Consider the following 14,525-nt stretch of genomic DNA (forward strand, 5'->3'; position numbering starts at 1 on the left):
TACCGTTATAGCAGCAGCTATCACAGCTGCAGCTGTACGATGGAAAAGAGAGAAAGATTGACTGAGAAGCCAGCTGTTTGTGCCGACAGCAATGGCTGCCACTAAAATACTAGTCATTATCAGCCAGCTTTCGATAATGTGTAAAAAAGGCTTGTTTGACCTTAGCGGCTTGCTTCCGCGACAAAGGATATTGCGTACCGTCTGCCATATCGACAAGGTTTGGAGACAGACGCCGGATAAAACTGAGATTCACAAGTACTGACCGATAAACTTGAACAAAACCTTGTTTCGTGAGATTCGAAAAATCCTTTAATTGCCCAGAGCTTCGTATAACACTTTGTTGTGTGTGAAACAACAGCTCATGGTTCAAAACTTCAACGGCCAGTAAATCGAATAAATTAATCCGGCGGGTTCCATCATCCGTTTTCACAACAATGCCTGCAGGCGGCTTCAACTTAGTAACTTTATGAAGAATATGTGCCACCTTACCCGAAGTAAGCGGCTTCATAATATAAGCCAATGCATTCACATCGTAACCTTCAAAGACATATTCCTCATAATTACTGAGAAAAACAAGCGGTACCGTGGCATCGACCTGCCGGATTTTCTTAGCCAACGTCATGCCATCTGCTCCGGTTAAACGAATATCTAAGACTAATAAATCTGGTGTAATGGCCGCGAAAAGATAGGATTCAGCCGAACTAAAGCTACGTACTACAACGGGAAGATTGACAGTACCTGCCTTGGCGAACAATTCAGCATTGTTTTCGCGTGTGCGTTCATCATCTTCAATGATTGCAAGCAGCATGATAGATCTCCTAGCCTAAAACTAAAAACATTATAGCACCGGGCTTAAAAACAACTAGCTTGACAGCAAGACAGCTAATCTAGAAAAACAATAACATCCCCAAGGAATCTGAAGTAATAAAAAAGCTAACCTGTTGGGCTAGCTTTTTCAGGTTTCATATTCTAAACATATTTATTTGCTTAAGATTTCTTGTTCTTTTGCCTGCTCTTGCTGATAAAGAATCTTATCGTAACGACGTGCAAATGGGAAGTAGACAAAGAATGAAGCAGCTATAACAATTGCTTGCCAAATTGCCATCTGCCAACCGCCAACCAAGAATCCTGAGATGATCGGCGGCGTTGTCCAGGGAACCATAACACCGGTCAAATAAGGCAGCACATGAATCTGAATTAAGACATATGTGGCACACATCGACAGAGCTGGCATCAAAATAAACGGCAATGCCAGCAAAGGATTAAGCACGATTGGCAATCCAAACAGTGTCGGTTCATTGATATTAAAGGCTCCCGGTACTAGGGATAGTTTTCCGATACTCTTCATTTGAGCAGAACGTGCAAAGAATGACATGAAGATTACTAGTCCAAGAGTCATACCAGAACCGGTAACCGGTAACTGTACCGAATTGATCAAGCAGAGGCTGAATGAAGATATGGCCGCCATTAGCAGCAGTTACAACACCATCAGCTTTAAAAATAGCAGCGTTTGAAAGTGCATTAGCTTGCAGAATTGGTGACATAATACCACTAACAATAATGGCACCGTGAACACCAAAGAACCAGAAGAAAGGTATCAAAAGTGCAACACCCAACACGCCACCGAAGCTGTCAGTCAAGCCTTGCAGAGGAATCTGAACCACATGGTAAATCCACTGTGTCATGGTTTCATTTGCTGCTGCATCAAACAGAATATAAACCAGCAGCCAGCCAACAACAATGACAAAAGCCGGAATTAAAGCAACAAATGAAGCAGATACAGCTGGCGGAACTTGCTCCGGCAGCTTGATTGTAATCTTATGCTTGATAAACCAAGAATAAATCCAACCAGTAATCATACCAACAATAATAGCGGCAATCATACCCTGGCCGCCAAGCCATGTTCGATCAATGAAACCACCAAGCAGCGTTGGTGCTTGACTAGCTGAAATGACGGTTTTAGTACCATTCATAACAGCAGTGGTCGGGTGCATAACAAGAATAAAACTGACGAAGGCAGTCAAACCAGCAGGAAGTGGTTCATATCCTTCATTTTTAACCCAAACATAAGCAATACCGGTAACTGCAAAAACAGAAACGATACCAAACGAAGCATTATATGCCTGCGTAAAATATGCCGATAGGCCTGTGGATGTCATCCAATTTGCAATTGGTGTATATGGAAATGAACTCAGCAGCAGGAAGACCGACCCAACCATGATGAATGGCAAACTGACGATCATACCGTCTTTTAAGGCCGTGATCGCTTTAGTATTCACAAATTTCATCACAGGAGGCAAAATTGTTTTGTTGACAAAATTGTTCATAAATAATTAACGCTCCTCTCAATTGAATTAAATAAGCGCGATATTTGTTAAACTGTCTTTTTTAAGAAAATACGGTGATATTTCAAGTCATGTCCTTTAGTGCTTGTTCTAAGACTTTGCGGCCGTTCATCATGCCGTAATCCTGCATATTGATGACCTCGACAGGAATCGTTTCTCTTTCTTTAAAACTGCTGAACAGATAATTGACCTGAGGTCCCAGCATTAAAATATCGGGATGTTCACTCTCGATCTTCGATTGAGCATCCGAGGCGGCTGTAGCGAAAATAGTGACATCTTCGTGATCTTCTGCAGCGGCTTTTTGCATCTTGCTAACCAGAAGGCTGGTTGACATGCCGGCCGCGCAAACAAGCATAATCGTTTTTTTTGCCATCTTACATAACCTTTCAGTTGATGAAAACTAGTCCAGATCCCGACCATTGGATTGGATTACTTTTTTGTACCAATAGAATGAATCTTTTTTATATCTTTTTAAAGTAGAATGACCAGCATCGTTTTTATCGACATAAATGAATCCATAGCGTTTATCCATTTGTCCGGTGCCGGCAGAGACAAGATCGATACAACCCCAAGGGGTATAACCGATCAAATTAATCCCATCGTAAGCCACAGCTAGTTCCATCTGTCGGATGTGCTCCCTCAGATAATCAATCCTATATGCATCATGGATTGTTTGATCATCTTCGAGTTGGTCAATTGCACCTAAACCATTCTCCACAATAAATTGCGGCAGGTGATAACGATCGTTTAACCAATTCATGGCATAACGCAAGCCTTGCGGGTCAATCTGCCAGCCCCAATCCGAAGCAGCTAAGTACGGATTTTTCACAAATTTGTGATTTTCTTTATACCCGTATTCCGGTTCATCGCTTTCAGAGGCAGCAACAGACGCGGACATATAATAACTGAAACCCAAATAGTCAACTGGACCCGATTTCAATACATCTAAGTCTGCCAACGTAATATCCAGATCAAAATGATGATTCTGCTGATATTTAACTAACCAATCAGGATACCTGCCATTGACCTGCGCGTCGGCAAACCAATATCTGATCTGCATGGCCTTTTCGGCTTTGAAAATATCTGCCGGCTTAGAACTTGCCGGATAAATTGGAATCATAGCGATCATGGCACCAATTTTAAAATTAGGATTAATTTGGTGGCCAATCTGAACAGCTAAAGCACTAGCAACCGTTTCATAGTGGCCAGCTTGATACATTAATTTTTCTGGATCTTCCCCTGTTTTTGCCAGAATTCCTGAATTTGTAAAAAGAGAAAAGGTCATATCATATGAAGTCTGATTATTGATTTCATTAAAGGTCATCCAATATTCGACCTTGTCCTTATATCTTTCAAACACAACTCTGGCAAATTTGGTGAAAAAACCGATCATTTTGCGATTACGCCATCCACCATATACTTGGACCAAGTGGTAGGGCATTTCAAAATGGGACAAAGTAATCACAGGCTTGATACCGTATTTCAAACAAGTATCGAACAAGTCATCGTAAAATTTCAAACCAGCTTCGTTGGGCAGATCCTCATCACCCTGCGGAAAAATTCTTGACCATGCAATAGAGGTTCTAAAGCATTTAAATCCCATTTCCGCAAACAGCTTAATATCTTCAGGATAGAGGTGGTAGAAATCAATCGCTTCATGGTTTGGATAATTTTCACCATCCAACACGCTATCAGTGATTTTTCTTTCAACACCATTAGCGCCTTGCGTCATCACATCGGCAATACTAATGCCTTTGCCATCGACATTCCAAGCACCTTCAAGTTGGTGCGCAGCGACCGCGCCACCCCACAAAAAATGATCATTTAACGAAAAAGTCTTACTATTTTCCAACCATATTCTCCTCTCCTTAAAAAAGCTTGTGAAAGCTTGTTGAAGATTTGATATCCCCAACACCATCTATTATAATTGTAAGCGCTTCCATTAATAACAAAAAGGCCTAATAATGGTACAAGAACCATTTTTTGTAACAGATAGGCTACTAGAGACTTCACGATCTTTTGGCCCAGAAAGACAACTATAATTTTCTTAACATGACAGAAATTAAAAACCTGACTTCATCTGAAGCTTCAGCATACAACTACATCATTTCTCATTTGGCTGATATTCCAGCTCTGACGATTAGAGAATTATCCAAAAGGAGCAACGTTTCCCCGACAACGATTCTCAGATGTATTAACAAAATCGGTTATCAAAGTTTTCAGGAATTCAAATTTACACTTTCACAAATGTATGCGGCAACTAAGATAAACGGCAAAAATTTTGATTTAATTTCAGAAGCCAAAGAGTTTTTTAATGATAAATTGGTCGATCGATTCAAAAATGAAATGGCATCATCCAAAAAAATTCTCTTACCAAGCAAGTTCATCATCTTCTTCGGTATCGGCACTTCCGGTGTGCTTGCAGAATATGGTGCGAGGGAATTTTCAAATTTCGGATTCAACGCACACTTTAGCAACGACCCTTTTTTTCCTTTTCGTTTTGGCAGTATGGCCAATTCTGTGACTGGAATTGTTCTTTCAGTAAGCGGCGAAACAAAAGAAAGTGTTGCCCAGACTCAAAAACTGCGGGAACAAAACTCAAAAATTATCAGTATTACCAACAACAGCAGTAACAGTATTGCTAAATTATCTGATGTGAACTTTGCCTACCAGGCTAAATCTGAGATGATTGGACCTGATTTAAACGTCACGACCCAAGTACCAGTCGTTTTCATATTGGAAGCCTTGATTCGTGAATTAATTTCAACTTCCGATGATCAAAGTTGACCTTTATCGTTGATCTGTATCAAACATGATCGTAACTGGGCCATCATTGACTAACTCAACCGCCATATCAGCTGCGAAGACACCTGTCTCTAGCGGAATACCAGTGGCAGTCAATGCTTGATTGAAGTCGTTATAGATTGCCTGAGCATGCGCTGGCTGTCCGGCATCAGTAAAACTTGGCCGATTGCCCTTTCTTGTATCAGCATATAAAGTAAATTGCGACACAGACAAAATCGAACCAGCAACGTCTGAAATCGATAAATTCATCTTGCCTTTTTTATCTAGGAATACTCGCAGTTTAATAATTTTATGTACTAGGTAAGCCACTTCTTCTGCACCATCAGAATCTTCAACAGCCACTAATAATAAAAAGCCCTTTCCAATATGCGAAACGACTTTTTTATCAATTGACACGCTGGCTGAACTAACTTTCTGTAAAAGAACACGCATGATCTCTCCCTTTAAAATCAAGCAGATAAAACAACCAACTTGATTTTTGTTCATCTGTGAATGCCGTTATTATACAATGACAGTGAAATGTTAACTAAATTAACACAATTCAAAAAATCCTGTCGGAATTTGGCTTCATGGCTGCTGGCACAAGGATTGACACTTCCCCAGTCTAAAGACAGTTTTGAAAACGATCGTTTAATTGCAACCTTTGCTCACGAGCGGGAAAATAGTCCCAGTTTTGATCGCTGGATACGTTTTTTCACACGATTCATTCAAAAACGCCGGTATATTCCGCTGCTTGGTTTTCTGATTGCCCTATTTATTCTGCCCTTTTTTATGCCGTCTTTGAGGTGGCTCAGCAGTCTATTAACTTGGTTACTCATTACGTTGATAGCAATTATTATTCTGTTTCTCGCTCTATCTATGGCCAACGCCTGGGCAGCTGAAAATCCAGATAAAATTTATGGCAGCTCGCAGCGATTTAAATTAAAAAATGAAAGCTATGAGCGTTCCCTAACGGTTGTTACATCAGGAAAATGGTTTGAGAAAATAGTTTATTCAGATTTTCTGCGGGGATTCCTTCAATGGATTAACTCAGGCAAAATTCAATGGATCGCCTTGTTAATTATCCTACTGCCTAATTATTTTCAAAATTCTTTTTCACGAATTTTGACCAATGTTTTCTTCGTCGTGATCACAATCAATATTTTCTCGACCTCGATTATCGTAAGATACCGGGAAAATCATAACCTGCCCGCCTTTTCCTACCTGCCTTTGACCAGGTATTTTGGCTGGACAACCATTATTTCAGATTTGCTCTTCATCATCTGGGCAGCGGCCCAAGTTGCGAATCTGCTGCATGGCTTCTTTGGATAACAATGCGTCAACGGCTAGCAAAAAATCTTCAGCTAGTACTCTCACTGATTGCTATCCTACTACTGCTGGCCGCCAGCTTCACTTTTGTTCTTTATATTCGGCGCCCAGCTCTCAGGGACTCTGTCATGACCACTCAAATTCCGCGCAATAAAAAAGTGCTGATCAATTTAAGCCAGACCCACTATGCGCCTGAAGCAAGAAAAGCAATGTCCTTATGGAACAAAGCACTAAAACGTCATTTGTTTCATGAATTTGATCAGTCACAGGCTACGATTACACTCTATGACTTGTCGAATCAGCAATTCTCTAAAATTAATAGAGACGTCGGCTATGGTGAACACATCTTAGCTGCCACCGGTCAAGGAGGTATTTATCTCAATCGTGATTTTATGCAGCAAGTGGACGACCAACCATACATCATACCGGTAATCGAACATGAATTGGGTCACGTCATCGGATTAAAGCACATCAACGGTGATGCACTCATGAACGCCTCGATGCAGTCAACGGCTTTTATTAGTCAATATGATGTGCAAGTCGCCAATTACATATTAAAGAGAATTCATTAACAATCGGTTAGTTAAAAACCATCGTTTCGTTTTTATGCGGCAGTTTGACTCGAAGTCCAGCTTCTTCTAGCACGCGAGCCTCTGTTTCAGGCTTAAATGAATGCCAGGGAATTGTTAATTTTGCTTTGACCTGCTGAGCAATTTTGATTAAATCAGATTTAACAGCGTGCCCCGATGCACCAGCGTAGATAAATTCTGCAGCAAACTTTTGCAATTTTTCCTGCTGCACACGATATCGCGGATCATAATCGCCCAGCGGTTCACCATTCATCTGCAAAAATATCGGCTGATAAAAATCGGCTAGATTATCTAAATTCTGAAAACTATTTTGCAGCACATAATTTTCCGGATATGCGATTATTTCAGATAAATCAACCTCTTTGCCAAGTATTAATGGGTGTGTCTGGGAATAAAATTGCTTCAATAGATCGGCATAGAATTTCTCCCATACAATTGGCCGTCCAAATTCCCGAGCCGCCTGTTCCAAGGCATACAAACGCGCCACATTCCGAGGATAGGGATTGATTACCAGCAAGTGGTTAGAGGAAAGTTTGTCAGAAAACAGCTCGACCAGACTGCCTTCAACATCGGGAACAATCTTTTCTGCGTGATCACCTTTTTCATCATCAAAAGAAAAACTAGTCCCCTCCAGCAAAAATAGATCCGCTTGGGGCTTGGCTACAGACTTTGCCCAATGTGCAACACTCTGAGGATCTGGGCCATTATAACGCACATCCCCAGAATAAACGAAGATATGTCCTTCATCATCAACCACTCTTATGGCACTGGCACCAATAATATCGTGATCCGATTTAAAAAAGCTAATCGAAAAAGGTCCAACTTTGACCGGTCGTTCATAATCAACAGCTTGCAGATTAGCTACAGCCGCTTCATCACCACTAGCGATTAAATCCTCGTACAATTTTTTTGAATCGGTTGTCATATATATTGGCAGCTCGGCTTTTAAAAATTTTAAAGCGCCAATATGGTCGATATGCAAATGCGAAATAAAAATAGCTTGATGATCAAAAAGCTGCTGCGCCTTTGCATCAAATAATTCCGGCGTGTTTGGTAATATTCCTTGCTGAATTAAATCAGATGTTGAATCACCGTCTCTGGGGTCGCTGGGAACACCAAAATCCATGATTATACGTGTTTTTCCATTCGTAAAACTGACAATATTTCCGCCAATTGTATTAAGTCCATTTAAAAAAGTTACTTCAGTTGTCATGTATTCTATTTTAAGACAAAACAAAAACCATTCATATCGCGAATGGTTTTAGCACTTACAGTTATTTACTTGTTGTCTGAAATAATTGTTTTCATTTCTTTAGCTGTGGCTGGGAATACCTTGGATGGGGATTCTTTTTTAGCAGTCACTGCATCAATCGCTGTCAGCATCTTATTCCGGTAGTCGTTATACCCAGAAAAGGCCGTAGCTTGGAAGCCGTATGGCAATGAGTCAGCAGCAGCTTTGAAAAGCGGGTTCTTTTTCAAATAACTCTTATAAGAGGCAGAGTTGCGTGCCTTCTTTGTCAGAGGCAGATAACCAGTTGATTCAGCCCATTGTTCCGTAGTCTTGTTTTTCAACAGATACTTCATAAAGGACCAAACACCAGCTTGATGCTTTTTGCCGTTATTCATCATCACGATATCGTTACCGGCAAATTCAGTTGCACGTTTTCCTTGATAGCTAGGAAACACTGCTGTACCCAGCTTGAACTTCTTCACTGTGGAAGCAGAAATTGTGACTCCGGCTGAACTAGAGAAGTAGACAGCCGTCTTACCTTCAGCAAAACGATTTGTACCATATACGTCAGCACCGGCAGTCCAAGCTTCGCCATTTTGCAGCATGTCGTAAATAGTATTGGCTGCTTTGAGGACTTTCGGCTTAGCAAAATTGACTTTCAAATTTTTGGAAACGAACTTATTTCCAGCTGCTGTGGACATACCTTCAAGTTCCATATCAAAGGAAGCATCAAATCCAATTCCGGCATCGCCCTTGGCCTTGGCAGCCTTCGCAATCTTTTCCAAGTCATTCCAGCTTTGCGGTGTCGAGAATCCTAATTGCTTGAGCAGATCCTGGTTCACAAGCATGACACGAACCGATTTAGAGAAAGGTATTGAATAATATTTACCCTGCCATTTAGAAGATGAAATAAAACCAGGATAAATATTTTTCAATTGTGCTTTTGAAATTTTGTCGCTGCCCTTCAGCATATAGCTGTCTAGAGGCGAAACAAGATTTTCTTTTTGATAATCAGGCACTTGTGTATAAGTAGCTTGAGCCATGTCTGGTAAGGTTCTCGACTTGGCCGCAGCCATAATTTTCTGATTTAAAGCTGCATAGTTCCCTTGCGATTGGCGAACAACTGTGTACTTAGATTGAGAACGATTGTAACCCTTCACAATCTTGTCTAAAGCCTTGGCATAAGGACCGGTCATACCATCCCAAAGTACGACCTTTGTTCTAGCCGCACTGGCTGCGACCGGGGCAACCGCGCTAATTGCCGTTGTACTTCCAAACAAAGCCAAAGTGGCCATGCCAAACATTTTAACTTTCTTCATTAAATTATCCTTTCAATCCTGATCTTGAAATTCCTGCAATAATATACTTTTGCAGGAATAAGTATAGTACTGCCATCGGCAGAATGACAAAAGTCGTTGCCGCCATCAACTGTGGATATTGAATGCCTGATTCAGTCATAAAAGACTGCAATCCGACTGGCAAAGTCCTGAGACTGTCGCTATTAGTAACAATCAATGGCCACATAAAACTATTCCATGAACCAATCACTTGCAGCATTGTGACAGCGACAATCGATGACCTGCTCATTGGAACTAAAATTCGCCATAGAAAACGCCAATCAGAAGATCCATCAATTTTTGCTGAATAATAAACAGAATCAGGAACCGACTGAAAACTTTGACGTAAAGCAAATACCGAGAAAAAACTTGCAATCCACGGTATGATCAGAGCGCCATAAGTATTAATCAAACCTACTTTAGCAAGCGTCACATAATTTGGAATAATCAACATTTCGCCAGGCACCATCATAGTTGCCAATAACAGAATGAATAATAAATTTTTACCTTTAAAATTAAGTTTCGCAAAGCCGAAGGCTGCCAAAATGCTCGTAAATAACTGTAAGGCTGTTGTTGCAACTGTCACAAAGACTGAATTCATCATGTAAGTTGCAAAGGGCGCTGCCTGCCACGCACTAACAAAGTTTTCAAAATGGAATACTTTTGGAATCCAAATCGGAGGTACTTCAATCGACTCTGATTGTGTTTTTACGGCGGTCGAAAGCATCCAAATGAAGGGTATCACCATGACAATAGCGCCTGCGATAACAAGCAAGTACACCAGAACCGTAATAATATCGATCTTTTTTTTCGTCTTCAACCTGGTCTGCTGCATATTATTCATAGGGAAACGCCTCCCTTTGCTTTCCTAACCTTTGTGGGACGACGGTAATCAAAATGCCGTGAAATCAGTAATTGTAAAACAGTGACAATTAAAATCATGATAAACAAGATCACAGATGCCGCAGCTGCTCTGCCATATTGATTCATGACATAAAACTGCTGATAAATATAAAAGACCATCGTCATCGCAGATTGGGCTGGGCCGGGCTGGCCGCCAAATACCGCAAAAACCTCATCAAAAACTTTAAAATCAACGATTACGCCATTGATGAAGACAAATAAAATAGTCGGTGACAATTGTGGCAAAGTAACGTGCCAGAAAATCTGCCAAGCATTAGCACCATCGATTCGAGCAGCATTCATATATCGTTTATCAATATTACCTAAACCAGCCATAAGGAGAATGATATTGAATCCCAATCCTTTCCAGATAGAAATAATAATCAAAGTCAGCATGGCATATTTAGGATCATTCAGCCAATCGATGGGATGAATACCTACCAGGCCCAAAAAATAGTTAGCCAGTCCGGACCGCGCATTAAATATCCAAGTCCAGACCATTGAAATCGCAATCGTAGATGTAACAAAAGGCAAAAAATAGACTGTACGGAAAAATCCGGACAGCCATTTAATCCTGAACAGCAAAACTGCAAACAATAGCGAAAAAATAATCGTCAGGGGTACTGCCCCTGCAACATAAATAAGCGTATTAACTACCGCCAGATGAAAATCGCCATCAGAGAATAGATATGTAAAATTTCCCCACCCGCGAGCCAATACCGTATCAGTGAGAAATTGATAATCTGTGTAAAATGACATGGAGAAGGATTTTAGAATCGGGTAAATACTAAAAATAGCAATACCGATCAGCATTGGCAGAATATACAGCCAGCCCTTGATTGAGCCTTTCCAAGTTTGCTTAGCATTCATCATGATTAACGATTGGCCTCAAGAATCTTGGCCGAGGGTTGGATAACATCAACGTGCTGATCCTGATCGTCAAAGCCATGAATTTGCGTTAAGGGAACATATACTTCTAATGCTTGACCGATTTGTGTATCGCTGACGCCATCCACATTTTCACCATCAAGTTCAACAGAGAAAAAATCAAAACGAGACAATTCCTCAGCACCATATTTAGAATAGGATTTCAATGTTACCGGCAAAGCAACACTGCCTGTAGTCTTAATTGTCGAGAGCGCATCTGGACGAATGCCAATGGTTTTAACGGGTTTTGCAAAATACTTTTGTAGATAAGCCAAAGCTTGCGGCTGATCAAAGGTATTGATTTGCGGATCTCCAATAAATTTGGCCGTGAACAAATTGGCCGGCCGATCATAGAGGTCATTGGGCACAGCATACTGTTGAATCGTGCCATCAGACAAGAGCATAATTTTATCAGAAATATGCATAGCCTCATTCTGATCATGCGTGACAAAAATAGTCGTAACACCAGTCTCATGTTGGATACGCGCAATCTCTTCCCGCATTTCAGTTCTTAATTTGGCATCTAAATTAGATAAAGGCTCATCTAATAAAAGTACGGCTGGTTTTCTGGCTAACGCTCTGGCGATTGCGACACGCTGCTGCTGACCGCCAGAAAGTTCACCAGGCCGTTTGTCCAGCTGATCATCAACATGGACAAGTTTGGCTAGCCTCTCTATTTCCTCTTGACGTTTATTTCTAGCAATTTTGGCAATTTTAAGTGGGAAGCCGATATTATTCCTGACCGTCATATTTGGATAAAGGGCATAATTTTGAAAAACCATACCAATATTTCGGTTAGAGACTGTCAATTTGGTCACATTCTGCTCACCGAAATATATTTCACCTGCAGTTGGTGTTAATAAACCTGCAATCATATTTAAAATCGTTGATTTACCAGAACCAGAAGGCCCCAGCAACGAAACAAGTTTATGATCCTCAATTTCGAAATTGATATCGTCAATAATGTTTTGACCGGCCTCATAGGCTAATGTCAGGTTCTTCGCAACAAGCTTCAAGTTGATCCCCTTCTCAAATTAAAGAAATACCTTACGAAGAATAAATTTATCAAAGAAAGACACGATTAGCAATTAGAAAAAACCAATTTAGAACCAGTTGAATAAAAAAGACTTGTGATAAAAATATCAATCATAAGTCATACTAACTGTTATGCGGATCCAAATTGCCGTAGAATTGAATGCTTCGATCAAACATGAGTTTAACCGTATCATTTGCACCCTGTCTGTTCTTTGAAACAATCAGTTCAACTGGCCCGCGATCCGGGATAGCTGATTCATCAAAATCTTCATCATCTTCTGAATGGCCGTTCTGATCATAGTAATCGTCACGATATAAAAACATCACGATATCAGCATCCTGCTCAATCGCACCGGAATCACGCAAATCAGACAGCATTGGTCGTTTGGTCGTCCTGCCTTCAACACCTCGGGATAATTGGGACAAAGCAATAATCGGCAAATCCAATTCACCGGCTAATTTTTTTAATGAACGTGAAATCGCAGCGACGGCTTGCTGCCGAGATTCAGTCACATCGGACTCGATCAGCTGCAAATAATCGATAATCACAAGTCCGATACCGCCTTCCGGGTCTTCTCTTTGCGACTGTGATTGCAGATTACGCAATTTGGCACGAATCTCGTTGATGCGGATTCCTGGAGTCGTGTCTAGGTGAATATTCAACCGGCTTAGTCTTTCGTTGGCCAGCATAATCCGAGTCCAATCGGCATTCGGATCCACCTGCCCGTTAGTAGATTGAGTCAAATCTTTACCAGTCATCAATTTATCCATGGGTACACGTGCATTAGCAGCTAAAATTCGTGTTGATAAGGATTGGTCATCCATTTCCATGTTAAAGACGACAACAGTTTTTTTACCAATCTCCTTAGATTTAGCAGCATTAATTGCTAGATTTAAAGCGAAAGCAGTTTTACCAACGGCCGGACGTGCTGCTAGGATAATGAGGTTATTCGGCTGCCAACCCTTTGTAAGTTTGTCCAAGTAGGCATAACCGCTAGGCAAAGCGCCTTCACGCAGGATAGAATTGTTTTTTGCGGAATTATTTAAGTTATCGATTGTTTTACTAAGCGAGTTTTTTAATTCAATAAAATCAGTATTCTCAGATTGGTCTTCGATTGAATCTAGTTTTGCTCGCACATTAGCAATAAGATCTTGCGATTGAGAAGAGGGATCGTGTGCCAAACCGTTGCCTTGGTTGAATAAATCAATCAAGCGCCGTTGAGTGGCCTTTTCATGAACCGCCTTAGCATAGTTTTCAACGTTGGCTATCGTACCGTCAGCCAGCAGGATTTCCGAAATAAAACCTTCCCCGCCGACCATATCCAGACTCTTGTCGGTTTTCATTTGATCCGATACAGTTAGGGGTTCAACAATTTTATCATCACTTAGCAGTTCATTAATCGCTTGAAAAACTTTTTTATTTTTAGGATCATAAAAATCATCTTCGGAAATAATCCCCAGCATGCGATCCAAAACGTCCTGCTGCTGGCTGAGACCATTGGTATAAAAAAAAGCTGAAAGCAATGCTTTTTCAGTCTGAATTTCCTGTGGAATTCTATTGTCCATTAATGAATCTGCCATTATTAATCCAGCTGCGAAATATTGACTTTGATTGAGGCTGAGACTTTTTGATGAAGCTTTGCCGGAATTTCATGCAGGCCAACCGTCTTAATCGGCTGTGAAAGGTCCAATTTACGCTTGTCAACGCTTAATTGGTACTGTTTTGCCAATTGATCGGCAATTTCTTTCGCAGTCACAGAACCGTTCAAACGGCCATCAGGACCCACGTGTTCTGCAAATTGCACAATTGTTTTTGGCGAAGCTAATGTCTCTTTGAGTTGTTGTGCATCAGCCAAAACCTTAGCAGCCTGCTTTGCTTCTAAATTTTGTTGTCCATGTAATTTTGAGACATTTTCAGGAGAAGCGTAGACGGCTTTTTTATTCTTAATTAAAAAATTATTTGCATATCCATCGGGAACCTCTTTAATGTCACCAATTTTCCCTTGGTTTTTGACGTTTTGTAAAAAAATAACTTTCATATGGC

The 14,525-nt window shown here is 40.8% G+C and carries 14 protein-coding genes and 1 pseudogene; 3 read left to right on the forward strand and 12 right to left on the reverse strand.

Going from position 1 to position 14,525, the window contains the following annotated elements; translation table 11 throughout:
- Window positions 1–109 precede the first annotated feature (109 nt).
- From NRF22_RS03525 to NRF22_RS03540, 4 genes and pseudogenes are all read right to left on the reverse strand, one after another.
- On the reverse strand, window positions 110–808 hold the full coding sequence (locus tag NRF22_RS03525) for a LytR/AlgR family response regulator transcription factor (protein WP_263779306.1): 699 nt from the start codon (window positions 806–808) through the stop codon (window positions 110–112).
- Window positions 809–979: 171 nt separating this feature from the next.
- Window positions 980–2,327: pseudogene (locus NRF22_RS03530) on the reverse strand (PTS sugar transporter subunit IIC).
- Between the two features lie 82 nt (window positions 2,328–2,409).
- Window positions 2,410–2,718 carry a PTS sugar transporter subunit IIB gene (locus NRF22_RS03535; protein WP_263779307.1) on the reverse strand — a complete coding sequence of 103 codons (309 nt, stop codon included), beginning with the start codon at window positions 2,716–2,718 and terminating at the stop codon, window positions 2,410–2,412.
- A gap of 27 nt (window positions 2,719–2,745) precedes the next feature.
- The gene (locus NRF22_RS03540) at window positions 2,746–4,197 is read right to left on the reverse strand and encodes a 6-phospho-beta-glucosidase (protein ID WP_263779308.1); all 1,452 of its coding nucleotides are present in this window, start codon (window positions 4,195–4,197) and stop codon (window positions 2,746–2,748) included.
- Between the two features lie 200 nt (window positions 4,198–4,397).
- Between NRF22_RS03540 and NRF22_RS03545 the strand changes: the two genes are divergently transcribed.
- Window positions 4,398–5,132 (forward strand): MurR/RpiR family transcriptional regulator, encoded by a 735-nt coding sequence (locus tag NRF22_RS03545; protein ID WP_263779309.1) that lies wholly within the window; start codon window positions 4,398–4,400, stop codon window positions 5,130–5,132.
- 3 nt (window positions 5,133–5,135) lie between these two features.
- On the opposite strand, the gene dtd is transcribed toward NRF22_RS03545, so the two are convergent.
- Window positions 5,136–5,582: a D-aminoacyl-tRNA deacylase gene (gene dtd, locus NRF22_RS03550; RefSeq protein WP_263779714.1), complete on the reverse strand. Its 447-nt coding sequence runs from the start codon at window positions 5,580–5,582 to the stop codon at window positions 5,136–5,138.
- A gap of 87 nt (window positions 5,583–5,669) precedes the next feature.
- Between dtd and NRF22_RS03555 the strand changes: the two genes are divergently transcribed.
- A complete protein-coding gene (locus NRF22_RS03555; RefSeq protein ID WP_263779310.1) occupies window positions 5,670–6,461 on the forward strand; it encodes a hypothetical protein in 792 nt (263 codons plus the stop codon).
- 2 nt (window positions 6,462–6,463) lie between these two features.
- Window positions 6,464–7,030, forward strand: coding sequence for a matrixin family metalloprotease (locus NRF22_RS03560; protein WP_007744954.1), 567 nt, complete (start codon window positions 6,464–6,466; stop codon window positions 7,028–7,030).
- Window positions 7,031–7,037: 7 nt separating this feature from the next.
- Here the strand turns inward: NRF22_RS03560 and NRF22_RS03565 are convergent, their stop codons facing one another.
- The 7 genes from NRF22_RS03565 to rplI all read right to left on the reverse strand — a co-directional run bounded on the left by NRF22_RS03565 (window position 7,038) and on the right by rplI (window position 14,520).
- The gene (locus tag NRF22_RS03565; RefSeq protein ID WP_263779311.1) at window positions 7,038–8,261 is read right to left on the reverse strand and encodes an MBL fold metallo-hydrolase; all 1,224 of its coding nucleotides are present in this window, start codon (window positions 8,259–8,261) and stop codon (window positions 7,038–7,040) included.
- A gap of 65 nt (window positions 8,262–8,326) precedes the next feature.
- Window positions 8,327–9,598 carry an ABC transporter substrate-binding protein gene (locus tag NRF22_RS03570; RefSeq protein ID WP_263779312.1) on the reverse strand — a complete coding sequence of 424 codons (1,272 nt, stop codon included), beginning with the start codon at window positions 9,596–9,598 and terminating at the stop codon, window positions 8,327–8,329.
- Window positions 9,599–9,602: 4 nt separating this feature from the next.
- Window positions 9,603–10,460 carry a carbohydrate ABC transporter permease gene (locus tag NRF22_RS03575; RefSeq protein ID WP_007744949.1) on the reverse strand — a complete coding sequence of 286 codons (858 nt, stop codon included), beginning with the start codon at window positions 10,458–10,460 and terminating at the stop codon, window positions 9,603–9,605.
- Window positions 10,457–11,392, reverse strand: a complete 936-nt coding sequence (locus tag NRF22_RS03580; RefSeq protein WP_007744948.1) for a carbohydrate ABC transporter permease — start codon at window positions 11,390–11,392, stop codon at window positions 10,457–10,459. The genes NRF22_RS03575 and NRF22_RS03580 overlap by 4 nt, the downstream gene beginning before the upstream one ends.
- Before the next feature lie 2 nt (window positions 11,393–11,394).
- A complete protein-coding gene (locus NRF22_RS03585; protein WP_007744947.1) occupies window positions 11,395–12,462 on the reverse strand; it encodes an ABC transporter ATP-binding protein in 1,068 nt (355 codons plus the stop codon).
- A gap of 142 nt (window positions 12,463–12,604) precedes the next feature.
- Complete coding sequence (gene dnaB, locus NRF22_RS03590; protein ID WP_028291841.1) at window positions 12,605–14,062, reverse strand: replicative DNA helicase; 1,458 nt, start codon at window positions 14,060–14,062, stop codon at window positions 12,605–12,607.
- 2 nt (window positions 14,063–14,064) lie between these two features.
- Window positions 14,065–14,520, reverse strand: coding sequence for a 50S ribosomal protein L9 (gene rplI, locus NRF22_RS03595; protein WP_007744945.1), 456 nt, complete (start codon window positions 14,518–14,520; stop codon window positions 14,065–14,067).
- Window positions 14,521–14,525 lie beyond the last annotated feature (5 nt).

It is taken from the genome of Oenococcus kitaharae (assembly GCF_025758695.1).
Lineage (GTDB): Bacteria > Bacillota > Bacilli > Lactobacillales > Lactobacillaceae > Oenococcus > Oenococcus kitaharae_A.